Genomic DNA, 25,637 nt, shown 5'->3' on the forward strand with positions numbered 1-25,637 from the left:
ACACGTCACGCCCCGGCGGAGTTCCGGGGCGTGCGGGGCCGTAGCCAGGCGTGGAGCGTGAGGTCGGGTCAGGACGCCTGCTGCGCCGGACCGTGGTGTATTTCCACGCCTGCCGAGTCGCCGAAGGTCAGCCGGCAGGTGTCGGCGCGGTAGGTCGCGACGGACAGCGCGGCGGTGCGGCCCCCGGCGAAGAAGCGGGTGGTGACGACCAGGACGGGAGCGCCGGGGAGCCGGTCCAGTTCCTTGGCGTCGTCCGCGCGGGCCGAGCCCAGCTCGACGGCGCGGTCCTGGCCCTCCAGGCTCAGGTGCTGCAGCTCGCGCAGCACGGCACGCGCGCGTGCCGGGCCGGACGGGGCGTCGATCGCGCTGAGGTCGGGCACCGAGGCGGCCGGGACGTAGAGCAGTTCCGTGGCGACGTGCTGGCCGTGGGACGTCCGGGAGCGGCGCACGGTGTGCACGGGCTCGCCGGAGCCGGTCTCCAGGGCGGCGGCGACGGCCGCGGGCGGCGCGGACTGGAGGCAGTCGACGGGCTGCCAGGCGTCGTCTTCGGTTCCCGGCCAGGCCTGCTGCTCGGTGCCCACGGCCACACCCACGCGCGGGGGCGCGACGGTGGTGCCGACGCCGCGGCGGCGCTGGAGCCGGCCTTCCAGCTCCAGCTGTTCGAGGGCCTGACGGAGCGTGGCCCGGGCCACGCCGAAGCGGGCGGCGAGGTCGCGCTCGTTGGGCAGGATCTCACCGACCGAGAACTCGGAGTCAAGTGCCTCACTGAGCACGGTCTTGAGGTGCCAGTACTTCGGTTCCGGCACCGATTCCAGCTGCGTGGTCCCCACCCTGTCCTCCGCAAGAGCCGTGGTCCGGCGGTTTTTAGCGCCCTTGTTTATTAAAGGTTGTTGCAGTTCTCTGCGACCATAGGGCGGCCCTCACCCTTGGTCAAGACCAATCCTCGATCCCGAGGACTACCCGCGGGTAGCGATTGCTGACAAGCTGTCTATGGCGTCCGTCCGCAGCCCAGACGAGGAGCAACGCATGCCCACCACCGTCGCCTTCAAGGTCCCGACCCCGCTCGGCCCGAAGGACGTGACCGTCACGTACGCGCGCGTGGGACGCGGTGAACCGCTGGTCCTGCTGCACGGCATCGGCCACCACCTGCAAGCCTGGGGCCCGGTGATGGACATCCTCGCCACCGAACGCGACGTGATCGCCGTGGATCTGCCCGGCTTCGGCGCGTCCCCGGGCCTGCCCGCCGGCCTCGCCTACGACCTGCCCACGACGAACAGCGTCCTCGCCGCCCTGTTCGAGGCACTGAAGCTGGACCGCCCGCACGTCGCGGGCAACTCGCTCGGCGGCCTGCTGGCCCTCGAACTGGGCCGGGAGAAGCTCGTACGGTCCGTCACCGCCCTCTCCCCGGCGGGCTTCTGGACGCAGGCCGAGCGGCGCTACGCCTTCGGTGTGCTGCTCGCGATGCGCGGCATCGCCCAGCGGCTCCCGCTGCCCCTCGTGACACGGCTGTCGCGAACCGCGGCCGGCCGTGCCGCGCTGACGAGCACCATCTACGGCCGCCCCGCCCGCCGCGATCCGGAGGCCGTGGTCGCCGAGACGCTGGCGCTCGCGGGTGCCACCGGATTCCGCCAGACCCTCCGGGCGGGCGTCACGATCCAGTTCACCGACAACCTGCCGGGCCTGCCGGTCACCGTGGCCTGGGGCACCCGGGACCGGGTGCTCGTGCGCCGCCAGGGCGTCCGCGCCAAGCAGCTGATCCCGCACGCCCGCCTGGTTCGGCTGCCCGGCTGCGGCCACGTCCCCATGAACGACGACCCGGCACTGGTCGCCCGCATCATCCTCGACGGCAGCCGCTGACATCCAAAACCGAAACTCCTTCTCATTGCCTGTCGTTCACTTTGAACTCATGTTTTCGCTATGGCTCGCCAGTTAGGTGTGGATCCCTGCATTGGCCGGATCCCAGCTCTGGAGGCACAGCCATGTCACACCGTCAGCTCCCCGGGCGCCGCAGCATTCTGCGCGGTTCCCTGGCCGCCTCCGCGGCCCTCACCCTGCCCGTGAGCCTCGGCGCGGCGGCACCGGCGTTCGCCCGCTCCGGGCGCCCCCAGGCGAGCTGGGGCGTGCAGACGGGCGACGTCACCACCGACTCCGGCCTGGTATGGGTACGTTCGGACCGGCCGGCCCGGATGATCGTGGAGACCTCGGCCACCGAGTCGTTCCGCGACCCACGCAGGTGGGAGGGGCCGGTGCTGGGCCCGGACACGGACTTCACCGGCACCACCCGGCTGCACGGTCTGCCGTCCGGCGAGCAGATCCACTACCGCGTGCTGCTCGCGGACCCGGACGACCCGCGCGCGACCGGCGAGCCCGTGACCGGAACCTTCCGTACCGTCTCCCGGCGCCACCGCGAGGGTGTGAAGTTCCTGTGGTCGGGCGATCTGGCCGGCCAGAGCTGGGGCATCAACCCCGACTTCGGCGGCTACCGGATCTTCGACGCGATGGCGAAACTGAACCCGGACTTCTTCCTGTGCAGCGGCGACAACATCTACGCCGACGGCCCGATACCCGCCACGCAGGCCCTGCCGGGCGGCGGCACCTGGCGGAACATCACCACCGAGGAGAAGTCGAAGGTCGCCGAGACCCTGGCCGAGTACCGGGGCAACTTCCGCTACAACCTGCTGGACGAGAACCTCCGCCGGTTCAACGCCCAGGTGCCCTCGATCATCCAGTGGGACGACCACGAGGTGCGCAACAACTGGTACCCGGGCGAGGTGATCGCCACCACCGACACCCGGTACACCGAGAAGAGCATCGACGTGCTGGCCGCGCGCGCCCAGCGGGCGTTCAGCGAGTACTTCCCGATCTCGACGCTGCAGCCCGGGGCGCAGGAGGGCCGGGTCTACCGCGTGCTGCACCAGGGCCCGCTGCTGGACGTCTTCGTCCTCGACATGCGTACCTACCGCAACGCCAACTCCCCCGACAACCAGACCGTCGACCCGCAGGGCATCCTCGGCCGCGAGCAGCTGGAGTGGCTCAAGCGGGAGCTGTCCCGGTCGCGGGCGGTGTGGAAGGTGATCGCCGCCGACATGCCGCTCGGCCTCGTCGTGCCCGACGGCATGGAGGGCAAGGCGAACTTCGAGGCGGTCGCGCAGGGCGACCCGGGCGCCCCGCTGGGCCGTGAACTGCAGATCGCCGAGCTGCTGCGCTTCATCAAGCACCGGCAGATCACCGGCACGCTGTGGCTGACCGCCGACGTGCACCACACCTCCGCCCAGCACTACCAGCCCTCGCGTGCCGCGTTCACCGACTTCGAGCCGTTCTGGGAGTTCGTCTCCGGTCCGCTGAACGCCGGTGCCTTCCCGGCGAGCGCGCTGGACAACACCTTCGGTCCGGAGCGGGTGTTCGTGAAGGCGCCGACCGTGGCGAACGTCTCCCCCGCCGGCGGCTACCAGTTCTTCGGCGAGGTCGACATCGATGCCGGCAGCGGCGAGCTGACGGTGCGGCTGCGCGAGCAGGACGGCACGGTGCTGTTCACCAAGACGCTGCAGCCGGGCCGGGTCGGCCAGTAGGCATTCGCGGGGCCCCGGGTCCCGTACTCTCGAAGCCGTGTCGCGCTCCGGCGTCATCCCCCGGCGCGCGGCACGGTCCGCACCTGCCAACTCCCCGCCCGAGCGAGTATTTTCGCAGGTCAGGCCCATTGTCAGTGGTCGCCTTTACGGTTTTTCCCATGACGCGATCACTGCAGGCAGTGGCCTATCGCCAACCCTCCGTGCTGCGCTCAGGGGCGGACGGACGACTGCTGGGACTGGAGACTTCCAGAGGTGCCACACCCACCGGCACCCAGGACCACCCGCGCTTCTTCGCCGGCTTTCTGACCTCGCCTCAGGTCGCCGCCGCCGGGCTGCTCGCGGTGGCCGACGTGGCGGCGGCGCGATACTACCAGCCGCAGCTGCGCGCCTCGCTCGACCCGGTGGTGACGGGCAACGGCGACCGGCTGCGCTTCGAGTCCTTCTCCGGCTGCGGTGGGGTGTACGCGCGCCTGGACGTGCTCACCCCGGGCCTGGACGGCGGCGAGGTGGGGCACGGGACGACGAACGTCGACGTCAACAACCCGCTGCGCGAGGCCCTCTCCCGGATCGGCGGCGACGACCCGCTGCATCTGCGCGTGGGCCCGGAGGAGCTGGCCGTCACCACGCTCGACGGTCCCGTGGTGGAGAAGAAGGTACCGCTGCCCGACCGGTGGCTGCGCGGCTTCGCGGAGGCTCAGGTGATCGCGGCCGGGTTCGAGCTGCGGGCCGAGCTTCCGGCGGACGGGGCGGTGCGGTTCCTGCGTGGGCTGCCCCGGGCGGGCACGGGGCGGCGGGCCCCGGCGGGCCCGCGCTGGGTGGTGCCGGTGGGCCGCGGGCTGCGGCCGACGACCCGGGCGGTGCCGGGTGCCGTGTGCCTGCCGGGCCCGGAGCGGCTGGTCGCGCTCCAACGGGTGCTGCGGCACGCGACGGCCCTGCGCGTGTACGGCCCCACGGTCAGCGGTACGGCCGCGACGGCCGCCGCCTGGGAGGTCGTCCTGCCCGGCATGCGGCTCACCCTCACCCTGTCGCCGGACACCTCGCGCGGCTTCTCCGGGGAGGGCGGCGTCCTGGACGCCCTCGCCACCGACGAGGCCGCCGGGGACGCCGAGTTGGTCGCCGTGCTGCTGGCCTGGGAGCCACGCGTCGACGTAGCCGACCTCGCGGCGGCCTCGGGCCTGACGCCCGAGCGGGTGCGGGCCGCCCTGGTGCGCCTCGGCACCTCGGGCCGGGTCGGCTACGACACGGCAGAGGCGGCCTACTTCCACCGTGAACTGCCGTACGACGCCGAGCGCGTCGAGCGGCACAATCCGCGCCTGCGGTCCGCGCGGGAACTGGTGGCCGCGGGCGCCGTGGCCATGGACGGCACGCTCGCCACCGTGACCGCCGAGGACGGCCATGTGCACCGGGTGCGCGACGAGGCGGGGGCCCTGACGTGCAGCTGTCTGTGGTGGGCCAAGTACCGGGGCGGGCGCGGACCGTGCAAGCACGCGCTGGCGGTGCGGATGGTGCGGCGGGGCGCTGTAGCGGAGCAGGGCATGACGGGGATTGGGATCGACGGGGGTGTGCGGTGAGTGCGCTGATGACAGCGGTACGGACCGGAGGCACGGCGGAGACGCTGCGCGTGCTGACGGAGATGACGGACGACGAAAGGCGCTCGGTCCTCCCCCAGTTGAAGGAGCTGCGCAAGGAACTGCGGGCGCTGCCGAGCTGGGAGGCCGGACCGACGCGCATCCATCCGGCGCTGCACCTGGCCGGGGCCGCCTGTCACACCGGTGCGGCTGCGGCGGCCGGCTGGCTCGTGGGGGCGGACATGCGCTGGAGCCAGGCGCCGGCCGAGACCCTGCTGGAGGCGCTGGAGCACCGGGACACCGGCTGGCTGGCAGATGTCGCGCAGCGGCTGGCCCAGCGGCCGGTGTCCGCGCGGGTGCCGTACGAGCTGATGGCGGGCCTGGCGAGCAGGTCGGGCGGTGAGGTGCCGGTGACGGACGCCTATGTCATCGGCTGGGTCCAGCACATCGGGGGCGGCTGGGGCCCGGGCCGCATCGTCGCAGAGCTGCGCCGCGAGCCGCAGCTGGTCCCGTTGGTCACCGGGCTCTTCGCCCTCGGGGACCTCGGTGAGGTCCGCTGGGTGCTCGAAGACGGACCGGACTCCTGGCAGAGCGCCCTCGCGACCCTGGCCCAGGAGGGCTTCCTCGACCGGGCGTTCCTGACCGACGCCTGCGTGGCCCGGCTGCTGCGCGGGGGCGGCCCCACGGACCACCGGATCTTCCTGCCGATGCTGACCCGGCTCGGCCTGACCCGCGCGGAGGAGCGCGAGCGGGTCGCCGACTGGACGGCGCTAGCCCGGGACGCGGTCTCCCCCGTGGCCGCCCATGCCCAGGCGGTGCTCGCCGCCCTGGCCCTGGACGGGGAACTGACCGCACGGCAGCTGGCCGAGGCCTCCGAAGGGCTCCTCTTCCGCAGCGAGAAGAAGCTGGTCCGGGCCCAACTCGTGCTGCTCGGGAAGGTGTTGTCCCGCGACACCGCCGCCGCGCCGGAGCTGCTTCCGGTCGTGGCCCAGGCGTTCGGCCACGAGGACACCCAGGTGCAGGAGCGCGCGCTGAAACTCGTCGAACGGCACGCTGGGAAGCCGGGCTCCGCCGACGTACGCGAGGAACTCTGCGTGCTTGCCGACCAGTTGACCCCGGCACTGCGCGCACGGGCCTCCGCCGCGCTGGGCATCCCCGCGACGGACCGGACCCCGGAGACGTACGAGGAGCTGCTGCCGCCCGCACCGGAGCCGGTCCGGCTCGCGCCCGCGCCTCGGACGGCGGTCGAATTGGCCGAGGAGGTCGGCGCGCTGCTCGCGTCGGGCGGTGACGTGGCCGCGTTCGAGCGGGCGCTGGACGGTCTGGTGCGGCACACCTACCAGGACCCGGACGCACTGCGCGCAGCACTGGCACCGGTGATCGCGAACCGCTGGTGGTCCGGAGCGGACTACCCCGAATGGCCGCGCACCGACGACCTCTTCGGCAGCGCGCACTACGGCCTCCTCGACACCGCGCAAGGCCTCGATCTGCTCCTGGCATCCCTGCACGGCAAGGTGCGGACGGCCACGCTGCACGCGGCGGTACAGCGTGGGCTCGACGGGCACCCGTGCCCGCACAGCGGCCTTGCCCGCGCGTTCGACGCCCGGCTGTGCGAGGTGGCGTACCGCCTGCGCGCGGAACCGCTGCCCCTGCTGCTGGCCACGCCCAGCTGGAGCACGGGCCTGCTGGAGCCGGACGAGTTGGTGGACCGCCTCGCGGAGTACCGGCGACTGGCCGCCCGGGTCGGCGCGTCCGACTTCGGCCAAGCCCTGCTGCGCGTGCGCCGGGGCGACCGTGCGGCGGCCGAAGAGGCGGCCCGCAGGGCGCGGGCGCTCGGCACGCACGAGGGGGACCGGCTCGCCCGCTGGCTGACCGCCCCCGCTGCCGCGCAGCCCTCGACCAGTCGCCAGACCGAGGGCGCGCTGGTCCTCCTGGACCTGGGCGAAGTCCTGGAGTTCCAGGAGGGTTTCCCGCAGGCGTTCCACCGGCTGGGCCGGCCCGTCTCCGCCTCCGACGGCCGCTGGTACTGCTACCACCGGAGCGTGGCGCTACGCCCGCACTGGCTCGCGGTACTGCCCGAGCGGCGGGAACTGGTCGCGGCCCGGCTGCTGCACGACCTGGCGGAGACGGCCGTGGCGGGCGGCCGGGGCGCCGCCGTCCTGCCGCTGCTCGCCGAGTCCGGCGGCGAGGCGGGCGAGGCGGTGCACCTGTGCATCGCGTACGGGCTGAGCGCCCGGCAGCAGGAGGACCGGCTGGCCGCCGTGGACGCTCTGCTGGTGCTCGCGGCGCGGGAGCAGCTGGACACGGAGCGGCTGGGCCGGGATCTCGGCGAGTTGGTGCGGCGCGGGGCGGTGAAGCCGCTGCGGCTGGCAGAGTCGGCGCGGACGGCGGCGGACACCGGGGCCAACGCGACGATCTGGGGCGCGCTCCGGCACACCCTGCCCCCGCTGCTCGCCGACCTCACGACCGCCCAGCCCGAGGCCGCCGCCGTGGCACCGCGGGGACTCGGGGAGCTGCTGGCCGTCGCCGCGGACTGTGCCGAGCGGACCGGGGCGAGCGGAGAGCTGCCCCACCTGGCGGAGATCGCCTCGCGCAAGGGCGGCTCGCGCCTGGCGGCCGAGGCCCGGCGACTGCGGGACGCCCTGGAGGGCGCGCACAGCGTGACGGGAGGAGCACAGCCCGAAAGGAGAACACCCGGACAGTAGAAATCCCAATAAAAGGGGCGGAGCATGCTTAACCCATCGGTCACAAGCAGTTCGTGATCACGCAACACCGCTCGTCCACAGTGAGCATATGACACCAGACATGCCCGATGTGACCCGAGCGAAGCACGGTCGGCCCGTGCACCACTGGCGGCGGGACGTCGTCGAACTCGCCGCCCTGTTCACGGCGGTCGCGGTGGCCGACGCCGTGGCCAACGTTGTCGGGCACGGCCCCGGCGGCCCGGCGCTGCTGGTGATCTCGGCGGTCGTGCTCGCCGCGACGGCGGGCTTCCACATCTGGTGGGCACGCCGCCACGGGCACGCACCGCCGACGGAAGATACCGGTGCCCGGCCGGCCGCTCGGACGCGGTCGGCCGGGCCGTCCGGAGCCCCGGAGGCGCAGGCCCCGGGCACGGACCGGGCGAGCACGCTGTGGCGGATGCGGACGACCGTGATGGACGAGCCGGGTTCGCTGGCCGCGCTGTGCACGGCGTTGGCCGCCGGGCAGGTCGACATCCTGAGCCTGCAGACACACCCGCTGGCCGACGGCACGGTGGACGAGTTCCTGCTGCGGGCGCCGGACACGCTGACGGCGGCCGAGCTCACCCGGGTCGTCGCGGCGGCCGGAGGCACCTCGACGTGGACCGAGCGGGCCGACGCCCACGACCTGGTCGACGCCCCCACCCGGGTCCTCGGCCTGGCGGCCCGCACCGCGCTGGATCCCTCCGAACTTCCCCTGGCGCTACGGCAGTTGCTGGGCCGGTGCACGATCCGTTCGCTGCCCGGCACGCCGACCGGCGGAGGCCGCGCGGCGGAGCAGGTGCCGGTCGAGGGCGTCCTGGACGACACCGTCATGTGGCTGCGGGCGCCGGAGGGCGGGGTGCTCACGGTGGAACGGCCGTACCTGCCGTTCACGCCGACCGAGTTCGCGCGGGCGCGCGCACTGGTGGAGCTGGACAGCCGGCTCGGTCCGCGGATTCCGCGCGGCCAGGACGTCCTGACGCTGCCCGAGGGCAACGACATCACCGTGCGCCGGGTCGACACCGGCGATCGGGCGGCGGCCAAGGCGATGCACGAGCGGTGCTCGCCGCGCACGCTCGGCATGCGCTACCACGGGCCGGTCGGCGACACGGACCGTTATCTGAACCACCTGCTCAGCCCCCGCTTCGGGCGCACCCTGGCCGTGCAGACCGCCTCGGGCCGCATCGTCGGCCTCGGGCATCTGCTGTGGGACGGCGACGAGACGGAGGTCGCGCTGCTCGTCGAGGACGACTGGCAGCAGCGCGGTATCGGCACCGAGCTGCTCGGCCGGCTGGTGGCGATGGCGGTGGAGGCGGGCTGCGAGAGCGTGTACGCCGTGACGCAGGCCTCCAACACGGGCATGGTCGCCGCGATGCGCGGACTCGGGCTGCCCCTGGACTACCAGATCGAGGAGGGCACCCTGGTCATCACGGCCCGCCTGGACGCCACCCCGGTCGCCTCCCTGCCGCCGTACGAGACCCGGCAGGAGCAGCTCGGCGGCCCGGCCCGCAAGGACTGAGAGCCCTCACACAAGCGCGACGGCCCGGCGACATTGCGCCGGGCCGTACGCGTTCGGGAACGTCAGGTTCAGGCCTTCGCCTCCTGGAGCGGCACCGGCGTCCGCACCCGCTCCCCGAGGGCGTTGTCCAGGTCCGCCCAGAGGTCGTCGGCGTCCTCCAGGCCCACCGAGAGGCGCAGCAGGCGGTCGCTCACCCCGGCGCCGCGCCGGTCGTCGGCGTCGACGATGCGGTGGCTGATGGACGCGGGGTGCTGGATGAGCGTGTCGACGCTGCCGAGGCTGACCGCCGGGGTGATCAGCCGGACCCGGGAGATGACCTCGTGCGGGTCTCCGTGCACCTCGAAGGCGATCATCGCGCCGCCGAGCCGCGGATAGTGGACGCGGGCCACGCGCGGGTCACCGGCGAGCCGACGGACGAGTTCGGCGGCGTTCGCCGAGGCCGCGCGCACCCGCACCGGGAGCGTGGAGAGCCCGCGCAGCAGCAGGTAGCCCGCCAGCGGGTGCAGGACACCACCGGTGGCGAAACGTATCTGCCGGAGCCGTCCCGCGAACTCCTCGTCGCAGGCCACCACGCCGGCCAGCACGTCGCCGTGGCCGCCGAGGTACTTGGTGGCGCTGTGCAGCACCAGGCGGGCGCCGAGTTCCGCCGGACGCTGCAGGACGGGCGTGGCGAAGGTGTTGTCGGCGAGCAGCGGGACCGAGCCGCAGGCGTGGGCGATAGCCCGCAGGTCGAGTTCGGCGAGGGTGGGGTTGGCCGGGGACTCGACCATCACCAGACCGGTGTCCGGACGGAGCGCGTCGGTGATGCCGGCCGGGTCGGTCCAGGTGACCTCGGTGCCGAGCAGCCCCGCGGTCAGCAGGTGGTCGCTGCAGCCGTACAGGGGCCGTACGGCGACGACGTGTCGCAGGCCCATGGCGGACCGGGCGAGGAGGACCGCGCTGAGCGCGGCCATGCCGCTGGCGAACGCGACCGCGGACTCGGTGCCCTCCAGGCGGGCCAGGGCGGTCTCGAAGCGGGCGACGGTCGGGTTGCCGAGGCGGCCGTAGACCGGCGGGCCCACCGGGTCGGCGCCGTCGGTGGCGAAGGAGTCGATGCGGGCGGCCTCGGCGCGGCTGTCGTAGGAAGGGTAGGTGGTGGACAGGTCGATCGGCGGGGCGTGCAGCCCCTGGCGGGCGAGGTCGTCGCGGCCGGCGTGCACGGCCTCGGTGGCCAGGGCTCTCGATGCGGTGCGTACGTCGTCGTACGCACCCATGCTCGCTGTGTCCATGGCGGGAAGGGTGAACACCGAACGGGTGACCGGATTCGTTCGCCGTGCTACGTTCGGCCAATGGCCGAATCTGTCGTACTGGATCCGGTGGACCTCCATCTGCTGCGGCTGCTGCAGAACGACGCCCGGATCACCTACCGCGACCTCGCCGCTCAGGTGGGCGTGGCTCCGTCGACGTGTCTGGACCGGGTGACCCGGCTGCGCCGCTCGGGCGTGATCCTCGGGCACCAGCTGCGGCTGGACCCGGCGAAGCTCGGGCGCGGCCTGGAGGCGCTGCTGTCGGTGCAGGTCCGGCCGCACCGGCGGGAGCTGGTGGGACCGTTCGTGGAGCGGATCCGGTCGCTGCCCGAGTCGCGCACGGTGTTCCATCTGACCGGGCCCGACGACTATCTCGTGCACGTGGCGGTGGCGGACATGGCCGATCTGCAGCGGCTGGTGCTGGACGAGTTCACCTCGCAGCGCGAAGTCGCCCGGGTGGAGACCCGGTTGATCTTCCAGCAGTGGGACTGCGGGCCGCTGCTGCCGCCCGGGCACGCCCAGAGCTGAATCCCGTGATACATGGGTGACGCAGGCTTCCTCGCCGTATGAGGATGGTCGGCATGTCTGAGACCAAGAGCCCGTTGCCCCGTCAGGTGGCCGACACGTATGTGGACGACCTCATCGCCCTGGACCCGGTGACCGGTACCTACCTCGGTGTGCTGGACAGTTCGAGCAAGCTGCCCGACTACTCGCCCGCCGGTCAGGAGGCCCTCGCGGAGCTGGCGCGGGCCACACTCACGAAGCTGGACGAGGCCGAGCGGCAGCCCGGTGCGGACAGTGACGTGGAGCGCCGCTGCGGGCGGCTGCTGCGGGAACGGCTGACCGCCGAACTCGCCATGCACGAGGCGGACGAGCATCTGCGCGCGGTCGGCAACATGCACACGCCCGGCCACTCGGTGCGGGACATCTTCACGGTGACGCCGACGCAGACCGAGCAGGACTGGGCGGCGATCGCCGAGCGGCTGCGCGCGGTGCCGGACGCGCTCGCGGGCTACCGCGCGTCGCTGGCGCTGGGACTGGAGCGCAAGCTGTACGCGGCTCCGCGGCCGACCGCGACCTTCATCGGCCAGCTCACCGATTGGACGGACACGGACGGCCAGGGCCGCGGCTGGTACGAGGACTTCGTCTGCGCCGGACCGGACGCGCTGCGCGCCGAGCTGAACGCGGCGGCCCGTACGGCCACAGCGGCCACGGTGGAGCTGCGCGACTGGCTGCGCGACGTGTACGCGCCGGCCATCGAGGGCGCCCCGAACACGGTGGGCCGCGAGCGGTACGCGGTGTGCGCCCGCTACTTCAACGGCACCGACCTCGACCTGGACGAGGCGTACGCGTACGGCTGGGCGGAGTTCCACCGGCTCCTCGGCGAGATGAAGCAGGAGGCGGAGAAGATCCTGCCCGGCGCGGAGACACCGTGGGCGGCGCTCGCGCACCTGGACGAGCACGGCCGGCACATCGAGGGCGTGGAGGAGGTGCGGGAGTGGCTGCAGGGCCTGATGGACAAGGCCATCGAGGACCTGGACGGCACGCACTTCGAACTCGCCGAGCGGGTACGGAAGGTGGAGGCGATGATCGCCCCGCCCGGCGGTGCCGCGGCGCCGTACTACACGGCCCCCTCGGAGGACTTCTCGCGGCCCGGCCGCACCTGGCTGCCGACCATGGGCCAGACCCGGTTCCCGGCGTACGACCTGGTGTCGACCTGGTACCACGAGGGCGTGCCCGGCCACCACCTCCAGCTCGCGCAGTGGGCGCACGTGGCGGGGGACCTCTCCCGCTACCAGGCCACGGTCGGCGGGGTCAGCGCCAACGCGGAGGGCTGGGCGCTGTACGCGGAGCGTCTGATGGACGAGCTGGGTTACCTCACGAACCCGGAGGAGCGGCTGGGCTACCTGGACGCGCAGATGATGCGCGCGGTCCGGGTGATCATCGACATCGGCATGCACCTGGAGCTGGAGATCCCGGCCGACTCGCCCTTCCACCCGGGTGAGCGCTGGACTCCGGAGCTGGCGCAGGAGTTCTTCGGCGCGCACAGCAGCCGCCCGGCGGACTTCGTGGAGAGCGAGCTGACCCGCTACCTGACCATGCCGGGCCAGGCGATCGGCTACAAGCTGGGCGAGCGGGCCTGGCTGCTGGGCCGGGAGAAGGCGCGCGAGCGGCACGGCGCCGGCTTCGACCTGAAGGCCTGGCACATGGCGGCCCTCTCCCAGGGCTCGCTGGGCCTGGACGACCTGGTGGACGAGCTGTCCCAGCTCTGATCCTTCGGGTCCTCAGCCGTACGGCCGTCCCCCAGTGGCGGGAGCGGGGCGCACGCGGCTTGCTGATGCCGGGGCGATTCGGAGGAGGCGGGCCGCGTATGCCGGACAAAGGGCCTGGGCAGCAGGCGTTGCAGGCGCCGCGGGGCGCGGGGCTGGCCGGGGTCGCCTTCGCCCTGCTGTTCGCGGCGGCGATCGTCCTGGTCCGGCTGGGAATTCCCCAGGGGGCCGGGGCGGTCACGGCCAAGGGGTTCACCGACTCCGGGCAGCGCGCCGCGCTGCGGACGGCCCTCGCCCTGGTGCCGTTCGCGGGCATCTTCTTCCTGTGGTTCATCGGTGCCGTACGGGCTCACCTCGGAGCGGCCGAGGACAAGTTCCTCGCCACCGTCTTCCTCGGCAGCGGGCTCGTCTTCACCGCCACGATGTTCGCCGCCGCCGCGGCGGCGAACGCCGTACTCGCGGTCGAGCACCCCGCCGGTGCCGCTCCCGAGCTGCAAGCGTGGGACTTCGGCCGCCACTTCGCGTTCACCCTGCTGACGGAGTACACGGTGCGGATGGCGGCCGTCTTCGTGTGCTCCCTGTCGGTGATCGGGCACCGCCTCGACGTGCTGCCGCGCCCGCTCACGCTCCTGGGCTTCCTCACCGCCGTGACGCTGCTCTTCGTCGCGTCGTACGTTCCCTGGGCGGAACTGCTCTTCCCCGCCTGGTCGTTGGTAGTCGGCGTGTACATCCTCGTGGCGGGCGGCCGTACCGGGTCCCGCGCCACGGCGTCCCCGTGACCCGCCGGAGGTCGCTCACCCGAACGGCGTGCCCCGGGGCGCGCGGCCCCCGCCCGGCTTCCATGCTGGCGAGCGGGACATGACCGCTGTCCGGAGCCGCCCGCGCACTGCGGTGATGCGCACCGGACCTGGCCACCGGAAGGGCACAGCGTCGATGAGGCTCGTGGTCGATCTCAACAAGTGTCAGGGGTACGCGCAGTGCGCGTTCCTCGCGCCCGACGTCTTCGCCATGCACGGCGAGGAGTCGCTGGTCTACAACCCGCGGGCGCCTGAGGAGCAGCGGGAGCGGCTGGCGCGGGCCGTCGCCGCCTGCCCGGTGCAGGCGATCACGGCCGACGGGCTGGAGGACACGGGTGACCGGGCCGGGGACGGCCGGGAGGCCTCCCATGGCCGCTGACTACATGGACTGGCTCAGGCGCGAGGGCCGGATCGTGATCGTCGGCGCCTCGCTGGCCGGCCTGCGGGCCGGCGAGACGCTGCGCGCCGAGGGCTTCGCCGGTTCGCTCACCATGATCGGTGACGAGCCGTACGAGCCGTACGACCGGCCGCCGCTGTCCAAGGCGGTGCTGCTCGGCAGGGCCTCCCCGCTCCACACCGAGCTGCCCCAGCGCCGGGAGATCGACGCCAAGTGGCGGCTCGGCGTCGCGGCGGCCGGTCTCGACCTGTCGGCGAAGCGCGTACGGCTCGCCGACGGGGACGAGGTGGAGTACGACCGGCTGCTCATCGCGACCGGTGTCCGCTCCCGGCCCTGGTTCAACGAGGACGAGGCCCGGCTGGACGGCGTCTTCCTGCTGCGCACGCGTGACGACGCCGCCGCGCTGTACCAGCGGCTGAAGGCCGGGCCCCGCCGGGTCTTCGTCATCGGTGCCGGGTTCGCCGGTTCGGAGGTCGCCTCGGCATGCCGGGAGACGGGCATCGACGTCACCGTGGCGGAGCGTGCCGACGCCCCGCTGGTCGGTGCCCTCGGCGGGGTGATCGGCTCGGTCGCCGCCGACCTGCACACCGAGAACGGCGTGGACCTGCGCACCGGTGTGACGGTGACCGCGCTGGAGGGCGACTCCAGCGGCCGGGTGCGGGCCGTCCATCTGTCCGACGGGAGCATCGTCGAGTCCGATGTCGTGGTCGTCTCGCTGGGGTCGATGCGCAACACGGAGTGGCTGACCGGGTCGGGGCTCGGAGCGGGGCCGCAGGGCATCGCCTGTGACGCGGGCTGCCGGGCCTTCGACTTCCGGGGCATCGTCACCGACGACGTCTTCGTCGCGGGTGACGTCGCGCGGTCCCCGCACGCGCTGTTCGGCTACCAGTTCCTCTCGCTGGAGCACTGGGGCAACGCCGTCGCCCAGGCGGAGACCGCCGCGCACAACATGATCTGCCGGGGCGCCGACCGCCGCCCGCACCTGTGGATGCCGGCCTTCTGGTCCTCGCAGTTCAGGGTGAACATCAAGTCGGTCGGGGTGCCGCCCATGGGCGACCAGCTCATGATCACGCAAGGGTCACTGGCCGAGCGGCGGTTCGTCGGCGTCTACGGCCACAAGGGCCGGATCGTGGCCGCCGTGTCCTTCGACAACACCCGGTGGCTGGAGTTCTACCAGCGGCAGATCGAGCGGGGTGCGCCGTTCCCGGTGGAGTACCCGACGGTGGACCGGCGTCCCGAGGGCCGGCAGCCGGTGGATGCCGACTTCCCGGACCCGTCCCTGCCGACCCACGGCCCCATGGTGACCCTCACCGGTTACTCGCCGGCCGACCAGCAGCTGGTCTTCCACCCCGCCCGCCACTGACTGCCGCCCGGCCCGACGCTCCAAGGACCTGCCATGACGGAAGCCTCGATGATGCGCAAGATCACCGACTTCGCGAACCGCGCCAACCCGTATCCGGTGTACGAGGAACTCCGCAAGACACCGGTGCTCCACGACGAGGAGGACGGTCCCTACATCATCAGCTCGTACTACGACATCGAGGCCCTCCTCCACGACCCGCGGATCAGCTCCGACGCCACCAACCTGGCCGCCGCCGGGGCCGACCCGCTGGCTCAGGCGGAGGAGACGGGCGGACTGCCGCCGTCCTTCATCCGGCTCGACCCGCCGGAGCACGACCGGCTGCGGCGCATCGCCAACAGGGGCTTCGGGCCGCCGCACCAGCCGCGCCGGATCGAGAACATGCGGGGTGAACTGGCCGACATCGTCACCGCTCTGATCGACGGTTTCGGGGACGCTCGGCAGATCGACCTGGTCGACCAGTTCGCCTACCCGTTCCCGGTGACGGTGATCTGCCGGCTGCTCGGCGTGCCGCGCGAGGACGAGCCGCGTTTCCGCGCGTGGGTGGACCCGCTGGTGGCGAGCCTCGACCCCGAGACGCGCGAGGGCACGGGCGGCGAATTCGCGAAGGCCGCGCAGGAAGCGCGGATGCAGCTCGGCATGTACCTGGCCGGACTGGTCGAGCAGCGCGCCAAGGAGCCGCGGGACGACCTGCTGTCCGACCTGGTGAACAGCAAGGGCCCGGACGGCTCGATGACGATGATGGAGGTGCTGGCCACCTCGGTGCTGCTGCTGATCGCCGGTCACGAGACGACGGTCAACCTGATCACCAACGGCATGCTCACCCTGTTGCGCCACCCCGAGTTCCTCGATCGTCTGCGGGAGGAACCGGGGCTGTCGGTGAAGATCGTGGAGGAGCTGCTGCGGTACGAGCCGCCGGTGCAGCTCGTGCCGCAGCGCACCTGCATCGCCGACATCGAGCTGCGGGGGGTGACCATCCCGAAGGGCTCCCGCATCTGGCTGGTCCTCGCCGCGGGCAACCGTGACCCCGAGCGCTTCAAGGCCCCCGACCGCTTCGACCCGGACCGCGGGGACATCCAGCACCTCGGCTTCGGCAGCGGCATCCACAGCTGCTTCGGCGCACCGCTGGCCCGGCTGGAGACCCAGATCGCCCTGTCCGAACTGGCCCGGCGGCTGGAGAATCCCCGATTGGTCGAGGACCCGCCGCCGTACCGGCAGAACGCGGTGCTCCGTGGCCCGCGCCATCTGAACATCGCGTTCGACGGGCTGCGTTGAGGTCTGCCTCGGGTCTCCCCCCTCGGGTGGCTCCGGTCAGTCCGCGAGCCGCCTGAGCTGGACCAGACCGACCCAGTTCTCGGGTCCCGGCTGGGCGTAGGCGGCGCGCACCGCGTACGTGCCCGCGTCCAGGGGGACGCGCAGGTGTTCGGTACGGTCCGCCGTCCCGCCCGGCCAGGCCGAGTCGAACAGCAGCACCGGGCCGGGCACCTGCCAGTGGATCTCGGGCGCCCATGCCGCCGAGGCCAGGGCGGCGGGGACGCCGGTGAGCAGTTCCTCCTCCGAGTCGGCGGCGGCCCACCGTACGAAGGTGCCGTGGTCCGGCAGATAGGAGGTCGAGGCGGGGTCGTCGCCGAACACCAGCGCCGCGCTGTCGCCGACCGGGAGCAGACCGACGTACCCGTCGACCTCGCACGCCCGGTCGTAGTCCGAGGCGGGTTCGGCGCTGTCCGCGCCCGCCCAGAACGGCAGCACCGTCTCCGGTATCGCTATCAACGGGCCGCCGCCCGACTCCACCCACTCCAGCGTGCCTGGATCCGCGTATCGCGCCATGGTCAGAACCTACACGGAATCAAGGGATCCGGTTCACTTCTCAGGTTTTCCCGGTCTCAGCAACCGCATGCGCCCTCGACCGGCGCGGTCAACGGGTCGGCGTCGCGGCGGGCGGGGCCCTGCCAGGTCTCGTACGCGAAGCCCTCGCGGGCCCAGTACTCGAAGCCGCCGAGCAACTCCTTGACTTGGTAGCCGAGTTCGGCCAGGGCGAGGGCGGCGCGGGTGGCGCCGTTGCAGCCGGGGCCCCAGCAGTACGTCACCACCGGCACGGACTTGTCGAGGAGTTGGCCGGCCTGCTCGGGGATGAGCGCGGTCGGCAGGTGGACGGCGCCGGGGATGTGGCCCTGGTCCCAGGACTCGGTGGAGCGGGAGTCCAGCACGACGAAGCCGGGGTCGCCGCCGGCCGCGAGCGCCGCGGCCACGTCGGAGACGTCGGCATGGAAGGCGAGGCTCGCGCGGAAGTAGGCCGCGGCCTCGGCCGGGGCGGCGGGGGCGACGCGGAGGACGGGGTTCTCGGAAGTCGTGGTGATCATGACCGAAAATCTACGGTCCGCGGCTCGCTCCCTGAAGGGAAGATCCACCGGCTTACCCTTGCCCGGCCAGGGATTCCCCTGCTATTCATCCGGGATGACCGTGTATTCCCCGGACGCCACCGACTGGCGCATCCTCGAGGCCCTGCAGCGCGACGGACGGGCCAGCTATGCCGAACTGGCGCGCGCGGTGTCCATGTCGCCGAGTGCCGTCACCGAACGCGTCCGGCGCCTGGAGGAGGCGGGCGTGATCCAGGGATACGCGGCGGTCGTGGACCCCGAGCGGCTCGGCCTGCCGATCCTGGCGTTCGTGCGGCTCAGGTACCCGAACGGCAACTACAAGCCGTTCCACGACCTGGTGGCCGCGACACCGGAGATCCTGGAGGCGCACCACGTCACGGGTGACGACTGCTTCGTCATCAAGGTCACCGCGCGGTCCATGTCCCACCTGGAGGAGGTCTCGGGCAAGATCGGCGCGCTGGGCTCGGTGACCACGAGCGTCGTGTACTCGTCCCCGCTGCCCCGGCGCGCCCTAGGCCGCTAGCCGACTCCCCGCTGCCGCAGCGACGAGCCCGACCGTCCCTTGACGACCTCCAACTGGGCGTGGATCCGGCGGCGAAGGTCGGCGACGTGGCTGACGATGCCGACGCTGCGGTCGCGTTCGCGCAGCGAGTCGAGGACGTCGAGGACCTCGTCGAGGGTCTGGTCGTCGAGGCTGCCGAAGCCCTCGTCGATGAAGAGCGTATCGAGGCTGACGCCTCCGGCCTCGTCCGTGACGACATCCGCGAGGCCGAGGGCGAGGGCGAGGGAGGCGAAGAAGGTCTCGCCGCCGGACAGGGTGGCGGTGTCGCGTTCGCGGCCGGTCCAGGCGTCGACCACGTGTAGCCCGAGCCCGCTGCGCCCGCGTCCGGCGCGGTCGTCGGAGTGCACGAGGGTGTAGCGGCCCGCGGACATGCGCTGGAGGCGTACGGTCGCGGCGGCGGCGACCTGCTCCAGGCGGGCCGCCAGGACGTACGACTCCAGGCGCATCTTGCGGTCGTTGTCGGCCGACGTGCCCGCGGTGAGGGAGGCCATGCGGGCCACCCGGTCGTACTCGGCGCGCAGCGGCGCGAGGTGTCGTACGCCGTCGGTGGCGCGGGCGGAGAGCCGGTCCAGCTCGGTGCAGCAACGGGCGGCGGCGTCGCGCGCGGAGGCGGCCTCACGCAGCCGTCGCTCCGTCTCGGCCGCGGCCTGTTCCGCGGTGGCGAGGTCGGCGGGCGGCTGCTGGGCCGCGGCGGCCGTGTCGGCCTCGGCGAGCACCGCGCGTACGGCGGCCTCCTCCGTCTGCCAGGCGTCGAGGCGGTGCTGCAGCTCGCGATGGGCGGCGGCGTCGAGGAGGGCGCCGGCCGCGGCCTGCGGAGTGTCGAAGCCCGCGCGGTAGGCGGCGTCGGCGAGGCGGGCGTCGGCGTCCTTCAGGCGCTGGGCGGCGTCGTCGGCGGCACGCGCGGCGTCGGCCGCGTCGGTGAGGAGCGCCGTCTGCCGCTCCAGTTGCCCGGCACGCGCGGCCACGCTGTCGGCGGTTCCGCGCGCCTCGGCCAACTCCCGCTGCAAGGTGGCCTGTTCATGGTCCAGGGTGTCGCGCCGGGTGAGGCGTGAGGCGGCGCGCACAGCGGCCTGCTGGCGGTCGGCCAGCCGCTGTTCCCGCTCGTGCTCGGCGCGCCGCAGTTCTTCCCGGGCGGCGTGCAGGACGGAGCCCTCGCGGCGCGCGCGGGCGAACTCCTGTTCCAGCTCGTCGGCCTCGGCGGCGAGCCGGTCGGTGGGGGTGTCGCCCGCCTCGGCGGTGGCGGCGGCCAGGGCCTCGCGGACGACGCCGAGGCGCCGCTCGTCCTCGGCGTGCTGCTCCTCGGCCCGCTGGTGGGCGGCGAGGGCGCGTTCCTCGGCGTCGCGGTCGACGTGTCCGGCGACCTTGCGGGCGGGCGCGGGGTGTTCGGTGGCTCCGCAGACGGCGCAGGGTTCGCCGTCGGTGAGGTGCGCCGCCAGCTCGGCCGCGATGCCGTTCAGGCGCGCTTCCTTGAGGTCGAGCCAGTGGGTACGGGTGTCCAGGGCGCCCTGCCGGGAGGTGTGCGCGCGCTGCTGGGCCTGCTCCAGATCTGAGGCCAACCTGTCGCGCGTACGGGCCGCGTTGAGCCGCCCCCGCGCGGGTTCGCGCCGGACGGCGAGCTGTTCGGCGCGGGTGGCGGCCTCCTGGGCCGACTCGGCGCGGGACTGGAGGGCCGCGCGGGTGCCCTCCCAGTCGGCGAGCCAGGCGTCGGCCTCGCGCAGGACCTCCTCGTCGGCGCGCTCCTGCCGGTCGAGCCCGGCCCGCTCCTCGGCGAGGGCGCCGAGCCGCTGCTCGGCGCGGCGGGCCGACTCCAGGCCGCCCAGCTCCTCGGCGAGGCGGCGGGCGGCGGCGGCCAGACCCGCCGGGCCGGCGTCGGCGAAGGAGCCGGGCAGCATCCCGCGCGCGCGTGTCTCGGCCCGCGCGGCCCTCGTGTGCTCGCTCTCGGCGGCCTCCCGCAGCTCCAGCGCGGGGGCCACCGCCTCCGCCTTCCGGGACCGCTCCATGCGCTCCTGGGCCGCACGATGCGCACCGGCCCGCTCCTGGAGGCGCTCGGCCCGCTGCCGGGCCTCGGCGAACCGACCCTGAAGTCGGGCGAGTTCGCGTACCTCGTCCAGGGTGCGCTGGGCGGCGGCGCGGTGGGACTCGGCGGCGGCGAGGCGGCTGTGGGCGAGGGTGAGGCGTTCGCGGGCGGTGCTGCGGGCGACGGCGGCGGCGCCGAGCACGGCCTCGGCCAGGCCGGGGTCCCCCGGGGCCAGGTCGGGCAGCTCCATGGCGTCGCCCGCCTCCTGTTGCATGCGGTGCGCGTCGGCGAGCAGCGCGGCGTCCCCGTCCCGCACCCGGGCCTCGGTGGCGCGGCGGCGCTCGGCGAGCCGCTTCTCGACGTCGGCGAAGCGCTGGGTGTCGAAGAGGCGGCCCAGCAGCCGGCCGCGGGCCTCGGCGTCGGCGCGCAGGAAGCGCGCGAAGTCGCCCTGCGGCAGCAGGACGACCTGGCAGAACTGCTCGCGGCTCATGCCGAGGAGCTGCTCGAACTCGTTGCCGACCTCCTGGTGGGAGCGGCTGCGGTCCTTCCAGGCGCCGGCCGTGGTGTCGTACTCGCGCAGCCAGGTCTGGGCCTTGTCTACCGTGGTGCCCTTGCCGCGCAGCTTGCGGCGCTCCCAGGGCGGCTGCCGGGTGACCTCCAACCGGCGTCCGGCGACGGTCAGTTCGAGGCGGACCTCGGTGCGGGCGGCAGGGTCGGCGTGGTCGCTGCGCAGGTGCATCCCCTGGCCGCTCTGCCGGGCGCCGGGCACGGTGCCGTAGAGGGCGTAGCAGACGGCGTCCAGGACGGAGGTCTTGCCCGCGCCGGTCGGGCCGTGCAGCAGGAACAGACCGGCGGCGGACAGCGCGTCGAAGTCGACGGTCTGCGAGCCGCCGAAGGGGCCGAAGGCGGTGATGTCGAGCCGGTGCAGCCTCACCGGGCCACCTCCCGTACCGCGTCGTCGGCGCGCACCGCGTCGAAGGCCTCGCGGAGCACGGCCGTCTCCTGCTCGTCGGGCGCGGCGCCGCGCACATGGGCGACGAAGTCCTGGGCGATCTCCTGGTCGCTGCGGCCCGCGAGCCGCCGGGCGTAGGACACCGCGGGGTCGTCGGGGGCACGCTCGGGAGCGAAGACCAGGCTGAGGGTGTGCGGGAAGCGCTCGGTCAGCCGGGCCATGGGGTCGGCGGGTCGGACCGGGTCGGTGAGGGTGGCCTCGACCCAGGCGTCCTCGTGGCGGCTCAGCTCCGGGTCGGCGAGCAGACCCTCCAGGGTGCCGCGGATCCGGGCGAGGGGGCGCGGCACCGGGCAGTCGACACGCTCGGCGGTGACGGCACCGTCGGCCTCCAGGTCCACGAGCCACATGCTCTTGCGGTGATCGGCCTCGGAGAATGAGTAGGCGAGCGGGGAGCCCGAGTAGCGGACGCGCTCGGTCAGGGTCTGGCAGCCGTGCAGATGCCCGAGAGCCACGTAGTCGACGCCGTCGAAGACGCCGGCCGGTACGGCGGCCACCCCGCCGACGGTGATGTCCCGCTCGCTGTCGCTGGCCCGGCCGCCGGTGACGAAGGCGTGGGCGAGGACGACGGAGCGGGTGCCCCGCGCGCGCGTGGCGAGGTCGGCGCGGACCCGGTCCATGGCGGCGCCGAGCACGGCCTCGTGGCCCGCCTTCTCCACCGCGAACTCGTCCTTCACCAGGGCGGGTTCGAGATACGGCAGCCCGTAGAAGGCCACGTCTGCGTGGTCGTCGGCCAGCACGACCGGCGTACCGACGGCGGCCGGTTCGGTGCGCAGATGGATCCCCGCGCGGTCGATGAGTCCGGCGCCGACGCCGAGCCGGCGGGCCGAGTCGTGGTTCCCGGAGATCATCACCGTGGGTACGCCGAGGTCGGCGAGCCGGTGCAGGGCGTCGTCGAACAGCTCGACCGCGGCGAGCGGGGGCACCGCGCGGTCGTACACGTCGCCCGACACGACCACCGCGTCCACCGCGCGCTCGCGCACGGTGGTGACGAGGTGACCGATGAACTCGGCCTGGGCCCCGAGCATGTTCACCCGGTGGAAGGCCCGGCCGAGATGCCAGTCGGACGTGTGCAGGAGTCTCATGATCCCCGAGAGTAACGGCGGGGTCTGACAACACGGGCGGTTACTCCCGTATCGGCCGGACATACCCCGCGCCTTGATTGTTCGTTCTGCGTGATCAGTGGCAGGTGTCAGGCATCTCCGTAGGCTTCGCCGCCCAGTTCGAACGACGCCGTGCCCGCCGTGGCGTCGGCCAGCCACGCGCGGAAGGCGTCCACGTCGGCGTCCGGCAGGCCGATCTCGATCGTGACGGCCTCGCCGTAGCGGACGTCCCGCACCTCGCGCCCCGTGGACCGCAGGTCGTTCTGCACCTTGCCCGCGCGCTGGTGGTCGACGGTCACCGTGGCCAGCCGGAAGCGGCGCCGGGTGAGCGTGCCGAGCGTGTCCAGGGCCTCGCCGACGGCGCCGCCGTAGGCACGGATGAGCCCGCCCGCGCCGAGCTTGACACCGCCGTAGTAGCGGGTGACGACAGCGACGACGTACCGCATGTCGCGGCGCAGCAGCATCTGGAGCATGGGGACACCGGCGGTGCCGCCCGGCTCGCCGTCGTCGCTGGCCTTCTGGACGGCCGCGTCGGCGCCGATGACGTAGGCCCAGCAGTTGTGGGTGGCGTCGGCGTGCTCCTTGCGGACGGAGGCGATGAACTCCTGCGCCTCCTGCTCGGTGGCCGCCGGGGCGAGCGCGCACAGGAAGCGGGAGCGGTTGACCTCGGTCTCGTGCACGCCCGCGCGGGCGACTGTGCGGTACTCGTCCTGCATCCCGCCAGCCTATGCGCAACGGCGGGCCCGTCGGCGCGGGCCGCCCCTTCCCCCCTTCTCCCTACTTCTAGCCGCACCCCTAGCCGCGCGGCACCGTGAACGACGTCAGCAGGGCCACCCCCGGGGCGAGGGCCGGCCAGCCGGTGCCGCGCCAGGCCAGTACGGCGATCCCGGAGGTGGGGAACTTCACCCGCAACCGGTCCAGCGCGTCGTCCAGGCCGTCCCCGGCCAGCTCCAGGACCAGCTCCTCCAGACCGGGGTTGTGGCCTACCACCAGGAGCGTCTCCACCTCGGCCGGTGTCTCGCGCACGACCTGCAGCAGCTCCTCCGCGTCGGCGCCGTAGAGCCGCCGGTCGTAGCGGACCTCGGGCGGGGTGCCCCACTGGGCGGAGGCCAGCTCCCAGGTACGGCGGGCGCGTACGGCGGGGGAGCACAGGGCGAGGTCGGGCAGGCAGTCGGCCTCGGCGAGGGCGCGGCCGGCGGCCGGGGCGTCCCTGAGGCCGCGCGCCGCCAGCGGACGGCGGTGGTCCTCGACACCCTCGGGCCAGGCGGACTTGGCATGCCGCAGCACGACCAGGCGGCGCAGCGGGCCCGAACCCGCCCGTTCGATCATGCGAGGCTCCCGAGGTCCCGGGCGAGGTCGAGGGCGAGCAGCCGGTCGGCGTAGGCGTACGTCTCGAAGCGGGCGCCGTCCGCCAGCCCGGGTTCGCTCGCCGCGTCCCGCAGGACGCCGAGCACCGCGGGCACGTCCAGATCGTCCTCCCAGGCGGCGCGCAGCCGCGCCCGCACCTCGTCGGGCACCGGCCGCGAGGGCTGCCGCGCCCATCGGGCGACGTCCCGCCGCCACCCGGCGAGAGTGCGCGCGGCATCGTCCAGGAGGGCGGCGTCCAGCCGCACGGGCTCCCGCCGCGGGACGGAGAGCAGGGCGAGCCGAAGGGCGGCGGGGTCCGCGCCGGCGTCAGCCAGGAAGGCCACGGGCTCCGGGAGAGGTCCGGGACGAGAAGCGAGGCCGGGTTCGGGGCGGGGCGCTGCGAAGGATTCGGGTGGGGGCGCGGGACGGGTTGCGGGATCCGCCGGGGCGCCCGGAGCCCGGCGGGGCTGACCCGGGGCCCGGTCCGGGGCCCGGTCCGGCCCGTCGGGGGCCCGGTCTCCCCCGTCCGGAGCCCGGTCCGGCCCGACCAGCCCGTCCGCAGCCCTGCCCGGCGCGCCCGGAGCGCCTGGAGCGCCTGGAGCGCCCTCCAGCCCGACCGTGGCTCCGGCCGGCCCGTCCCGCCGCTCCCCCTGCCACACCACCGGCGCCACCGACACCACCGGCCCTGCGCCGGGCGTGTCCCCATAGTCCTGTTCCGTCACATGGATCACCTGGGCCTCGCCGAGGCCGGGCGCGAGGTCGTGGGCGTTCTCGAAGGGGCGGATGGACAGGGTGGTGGCCGCTCGGCGGAGTTCGGGCCGGTCATGGGGGGCGGTGAGCGTCGTCCAGACGGGGGTGCCGCCGAGTTCCAGCGCGCGGGCGAGGAGGTCGGCGGTGAGCAGCACGCGCAGGGACGTCGGGTCGAGGCCGGAGGCACGCGCCTCGACACGGGTCAGGCCGCGCCGGGCGGGCGCGGCGGCGACGGGCTCACCGGTTCGGGCGTCGAGGATGCGCAGCACGCAGCGAGCGTAGGCGGGAAAGCGGCCGTATGCAGGCACCTTGCCCCGATTCCGGACACCGTGGCGGCCCCGATCCGGACACCGTGGCGGGAATCAGCCGCGGCGTGGTGCCGTTGCCGCGACGACAGTTCCCCGAGCAGCCCGAGGAGGCGGCCGTGTACGGCGACTACGGCGACTACGGCAACGAAGCGAAGATCCGCAGGATCCTGACCGAGCTGGGTGACACCTGGGCGGTGGTCGGCCTGTCCTCGAACCCTCGGCGGGCCGCGTACGGCGTGGCGCAGGTGCTGCAGCGGTTCGGCAAGCGGATCGTGCCGGTGCACCCGAAGGCGGAGACGGTGCACGGCGAGCGGGGATACGCCTCCCTCGCGGACATCCCGTTCGAGGTTGACGTGGTCGACGTGTTCGTCAACAGCTCCCTGGCCGGAGCGGTGGCCGACGAGGCCGTGGCGAAGGGGGCGAAGGCGGTGTGGTTCCAGCTCGACGTCGTAGACAAGGCCGCCTATGAACGGACCCAGAACGCCGGACTTGACATGGTCATGGACCGCTGCCCCGCGATCGAAATTCCCCTCCTGACCTACTGAATCTCTCCTTCTACTCACAATTCGCCGCTGAATATTGACATTCCGAGTGACCATCTGACCTGTGACAACTCCGTGACTGAGCGTGCGCCCAAGACACCTAAGATCCCAGGTCAAGTTTTGGTTAACACT

General features: G+C 73.4%; 21 protein-coding genes and 1 pseudogene. 13 read left to right on the forward strand and 9 right to left on the reverse strand.

Annotation, left to right across the window (positions count from 1 at the left end; all coding sequences use genetic code 11):
• Positions 1-68: 68 nt before the first annotated feature.
• Positions 69-830, reverse strand: a complete 762-nt coding sequence (locus ACWD35_RS27675; protein ID WP_451354015.1) for a GntR family transcriptional regulator — start codon at positions 828-830, stop codon at positions 69-71.
• Positions 831-1,026: 196 nt separating this feature from the next.
• On the opposite strand from ACWD35_RS27675, the gene ACWD35_RS27680 reads away from it, so the two are divergent.
• The 5 genes from ACWD35_RS27680 to ACWD35_RS27700 all read left to right on the forward strand — a co-directional run bounded on the left by ACWD35_RS27680 (position 1,027) and on the right by ACWD35_RS27700 (position 9,379).
• Entirely contained in the window at positions 1,027-1,857 is an 831-nt protein-coding gene (locus ACWD35_RS27680; RefSeq protein ID WP_451354016.1) for an alpha/beta fold hydrolase, read from the forward strand.
• Positions 1,858-1,979: 122 nt separating this feature from the next.
• On the forward strand, positions 1,980-3,569 hold the full coding sequence (locus ACWD35_RS27685; protein WP_451354017.1) for an alkaline phosphatase D family protein: 1,590 nt from the start codon (positions 1,980-1,982) through the stop codon (positions 3,567-3,569).
• Positions 3,570-3,727: 158 nt separating this feature from the next.
• Positions 3,728-5,140 carry an SWIM zinc finger family protein gene (locus ACWD35_RS27690; protein ID WP_451354018.1) on the forward strand — a complete coding sequence of 471 codons (1,413 nt, stop codon included), beginning with the start codon at positions 3,728-3,730 and terminating at the stop codon, positions 5,138-5,140.
• An 8-nt stretch (positions 5,141-5,148) separates the two neighbouring features.
• A complete protein-coding gene (locus ACWD35_RS27695; protein WP_451354019.1) occupies positions 5,149-7,842 on the forward strand; it encodes a DUF7825 domain-containing protein in 2,694 nt (897 codons plus the stop codon).
• 100 nt (positions 7,843-7,942) lie between these two features.
• Entirely contained in the window at positions 7,943-9,379 is a 1,437-nt protein-coding gene (locus tag ACWD35_RS27700) for an N-acetyltransferase family protein (RefSeq protein WP_451354020.1), read from the forward strand.
• A 68-nt stretch (positions 9,380-9,447) separates the two neighbouring features.
• Here the strand turns inward: ACWD35_RS27700 and ACWD35_RS27705 are convergent, their stop codons facing one another.
• Positions 9,448-10,647: a trans-sulfuration enzyme family protein gene (locus ACWD35_RS27705; protein WP_451354021.1), complete on the reverse strand. Its 1,200-nt coding sequence runs from the start codon at positions 10,645-10,647 to the stop codon at positions 9,448-9,450.
• A gap of 60 nt (positions 10,648-10,707) precedes the next feature.
• On the opposite strand from ACWD35_RS27705, the gene ACWD35_RS27710 reads away from it, so the two are divergent.
• From ACWD35_RS27710 to ACWD35_RS27735, 6 genes are all read left to right on the forward strand, one after another.
• Entirely contained in the window at positions 10,708-11,193 is a 486-nt protein-coding gene (locus ACWD35_RS27710; protein WP_451354022.1) for an Lrp/AsnC family transcriptional regulator, read from the forward strand.
• A 53-nt stretch (positions 11,194-11,246) separates the two neighbouring features.
• The gene (locus tag ACWD35_RS27715) at positions 11,247-12,938 is read left to right on the forward strand and encodes a DUF885 domain-containing protein (protein WP_451354023.1); all 1,692 of its coding nucleotides are present in this window, start codon (positions 11,247-11,249) and stop codon (positions 12,936-12,938) included.
• Positions 12,939-13,036: 98 nt separating this feature from the next.
• Positions 13,037-13,714 carry a hypothetical protein gene (locus ACWD35_RS27720; protein WP_451354024.1) on the forward strand — a complete coding sequence of 226 codons (678 nt, stop codon included), beginning with the start codon at positions 13,037-13,039 and terminating at the stop codon, positions 13,712-13,714.
• A gap of 154 nt (positions 13,715-13,868) precedes the next feature.
• On the forward strand, positions 13,869-14,111 hold the full coding sequence (locus ACWD35_RS27725) for a ferredoxin (protein ID WP_451354025.1): 243 nt from the start codon (positions 13,869-13,871) through the stop codon (positions 14,109-14,111).
• Entirely contained in the window at positions 14,101-15,492 is a 1,392-nt protein-coding gene (locus ACWD35_RS27730) for an NAD(P)/FAD-dependent oxidoreductase (RefSeq protein ID WP_451354026.1), read from the forward strand. Before ACWD35_RS27725 ends, ACWD35_RS27730 begins: the two co-directional genes overlap by 11 nt.
• Before the next feature lie 33 nt (positions 15,493-15,525).
• The gene (locus ACWD35_RS27735) at positions 15,526-16,764 is read left to right on the forward strand and encodes a cytochrome P450 (RefSeq protein WP_451354027.1); all 1,239 of its coding nucleotides are present in this window, start codon (positions 15,526-15,528) and stop codon (positions 16,762-16,764) included.
• Positions 16,765-16,800: 36 nt separating this feature from the next.
• Here ACWD35_RS27735 and ACWD35_RS27740 read toward each other — a convergent pair whose 3' ends face one another.
• On the reverse strand, positions 16,801-17,316 hold the full coding sequence (locus tag ACWD35_RS27740) for an immunity 21 family protein (protein WP_451354028.1): 516 nt from the start codon (positions 17,314-17,316) through the stop codon (positions 16,801-16,803).
• A 56-nt stretch (positions 17,317-17,372) separates the two neighbouring features.
• Positions 17,373-17,849, reverse strand: coding sequence for a rhodanese-like domain-containing protein (locus ACWD35_RS27745; RefSeq protein ID WP_451354029.1), 477 nt, complete (start codon positions 17,847-17,849; stop codon positions 17,373-17,375).
• 94 nt (positions 17,850-17,943) lie between these two features.
• Between ACWD35_RS27745 and ACWD35_RS27750 the strand changes: the two genes are divergently transcribed.
• On the forward strand, positions 17,944-18,390 hold the full coding sequence (locus ACWD35_RS27750; RefSeq protein ID WP_451354030.1) for an Lrp/AsnC family transcriptional regulator: 447 nt from the start codon (positions 17,944-17,946) through the stop codon (positions 18,388-18,390).
• Here ACWD35_RS27750 and ACWD35_RS27755 read toward each other — a convergent pair.
• The 5 genes and pseudogenes from ACWD35_RS27755 to ACWD35_RS27775 all read right to left on the reverse strand — a co-directional run.
• Positions 18,387-21,380: an AAA family ATPase gene (locus ACWD35_RS27755; protein ID WP_451354031.1), complete on the reverse strand. Its 2,994-nt coding sequence runs from the start codon at positions 21,378-21,380 to the stop codon at positions 18,387-18,389. The genes ACWD35_RS27750 and ACWD35_RS27755 overlap by 4 nt on opposite strands.
• Positions 21,377-22,540 carry an exonuclease SbcCD subunit D gene (locus ACWD35_RS27760; protein WP_451354032.1) on the reverse strand — a complete coding sequence of 388 codons (1,164 nt, stop codon included), beginning with the start codon at positions 22,538-22,540 and terminating at the stop codon, positions 21,377-21,379. Before ACWD35_RS27760 ends, ACWD35_RS27755 begins: the two co-directional genes overlap by 4 nt.
• Positions 22,541-22,647: 107 nt before the next feature.
• Complete coding sequence (locus ACWD35_RS27765; RefSeq protein WP_451354033.1) at positions 22,648-23,274, reverse strand: YigZ family protein; 627 nt, start codon at positions 23,272-23,274, stop codon at positions 22,648-22,650.
• A 79-nt stretch (positions 23,275-23,353) separates the two neighbouring features.
• Entirely contained in the window at positions 23,354-23,887 is a 534-nt protein-coding gene (locus tag ACWD35_RS27770; protein WP_451354034.1) for a SixA phosphatase family protein, read from the reverse strand.
• Positions 23,884-24,225 (reverse strand): annotated as a pseudogene (locus tag ACWD35_RS27775) (hypothetical protein); the annotation flags it as partial. The pseudogene ACWD35_RS27775 and the gene ACWD35_RS27770, both read right to left, overlap by 4 nt.
• A gap of 893 nt (positions 24,226-25,118) precedes the next feature.
• On the opposite strand from ACWD35_RS27775, the gene ACWD35_RS27780 reads away from it, so the two are divergent.
• Positions 25,119-25,508: a CoA-binding protein gene (locus tag ACWD35_RS27780; protein ID WP_451354115.1), complete on the forward strand. Its 390-nt coding sequence runs from the start codon at positions 25,119-25,121 to the stop codon at positions 25,506-25,508.
• The last annotated feature ends 129 nt before the right edge of the window (positions 25,509-25,637 follow it).

This window comes from Streptomyces sp. NPDC002671, from assembly GCF_053592475.1.

Excerpts from the sequence above, each read along its gene's own strand:
- ACWD35_RS27695 (WP_451354019.1), top strand. The coding sequence starts at position 5,149 with ATGACAGCGGTACGGACCGGAGGCACGGCGGAGACGCTGCGCGTGCTG.
- ACWD35_RS27765 (WP_451354033.1), bottom strand. The coding sequence starts at position 23,274 with ATGCAGGACGAGTACCGCACAGTCGCCCGCGCGGGCGTGCACGAGACC.
- ACWD35_RS27770 (WP_451354034.1), bottom strand. The coding sequence starts at position 23,887 with ATGATCGAACGGGCGGGTTCGGGCCCGCTGCGCCGCCTGGTCGTGCTG.
- ACWD35_RS27730 (WP_451354026.1), top strand. The coding sequence starts at position 14,101 with ATGGCCGCTGACTACATGGACTGGCTCAGGCGCGAGGGCCGGATCGTG.
- ACWD35_RS27725 (WP_451354025.1), top strand. The coding sequence starts at position 13,869 with ATGAGGCTCGTGGTCGATCTCAACAAGTGTCAGGGGTACGCGCAGTGC.
- ACWD35_RS27710 (WP_451354022.1), top strand. The coding sequence starts at position 10,708 with ATGGCCGAATCTGTCGTACTGGATCCGGTGGACCTCCATCTGCTGCGG.
- ACWD35_RS27715 (WP_451354023.1), top strand. The coding sequence starts at position 11,247 with ATGTCTGAGACCAAGAGCCCGTTGCCCCGTCAGGTGGCCGACACGTAT.
- ACWD35_RS27680 (WP_451354016.1), top strand. The coding sequence starts at position 1,027 with ATGCCCACCACCGTCGCCTTCAAGGTCCCGACCCCGCTCGGCCCGAAG.
- ACWD35_RS27700 (WP_451354020.1), top strand. The coding sequence starts at position 7,943 with ATGCCCGATGTGACCCGAGCGAAGCACGGTCGGCCCGTGCACCACTGG.
- ACWD35_RS27720 (WP_451354024.1), top strand. The coding sequence starts at position 13,037 with ATGCCGGACAAAGGGCCTGGGCAGCAGGCGTTGCAGGCGCCGCGGGGC.
- ACWD35_RS27705 (WP_451354021.1), bottom strand. The coding sequence starts at position 10,647 with ATGGACACAGCGAGCATGGGTGCGTACGACGACGTACGCACCGCATCG.
- ACWD35_RS27685 (WP_451354017.1), top strand. The coding sequence starts at position 1,980 with ATGTCACACCGTCAGCTCCCCGGGCGCCGCAGCATTCTGCGCGGTTCC.
- ACWD35_RS27745 (WP_451354029.1), bottom strand. The coding sequence starts at position 17,849 with ATGATCACCACGACTTCCGAGAACCCCGTCCTCCGCGTCGCCCCCGCC.
- ACWD35_RS27750 (WP_451354030.1), top strand. The coding sequence starts at position 17,944 with ATGACCGTGTATTCCCCGGACGCCACCGACTGGCGCATCCTCGAGGCC.
- ACWD35_RS27740 (WP_451354028.1), bottom strand. The coding sequence starts at position 17,316 with ATGGCGCGATACGCGGATCCAGGCACGCTGGAGTGGGTGGAGTCGGGC.
- ACWD35_RS27760 (WP_451354032.1), bottom strand. The coding sequence starts at position 22,540 with ATGAGACTCCTGCACACGTCCGACTGGCATCTCGGCCGGGCCTTCCAC.
- ACWD35_RS27690 (WP_451354018.1), top strand. The coding sequence starts at position 3,728 with ATGACGCGATCACTGCAGGCAGTGGCCTATCGCCAACCCTCCGTGCTG.
- ACWD35_RS27735 (WP_451354027.1), top strand. The coding sequence starts at position 15,526 with ATGACGGAAGCCTCGATGATGCGCAAGATCACCGACTTCGCGAACCGC.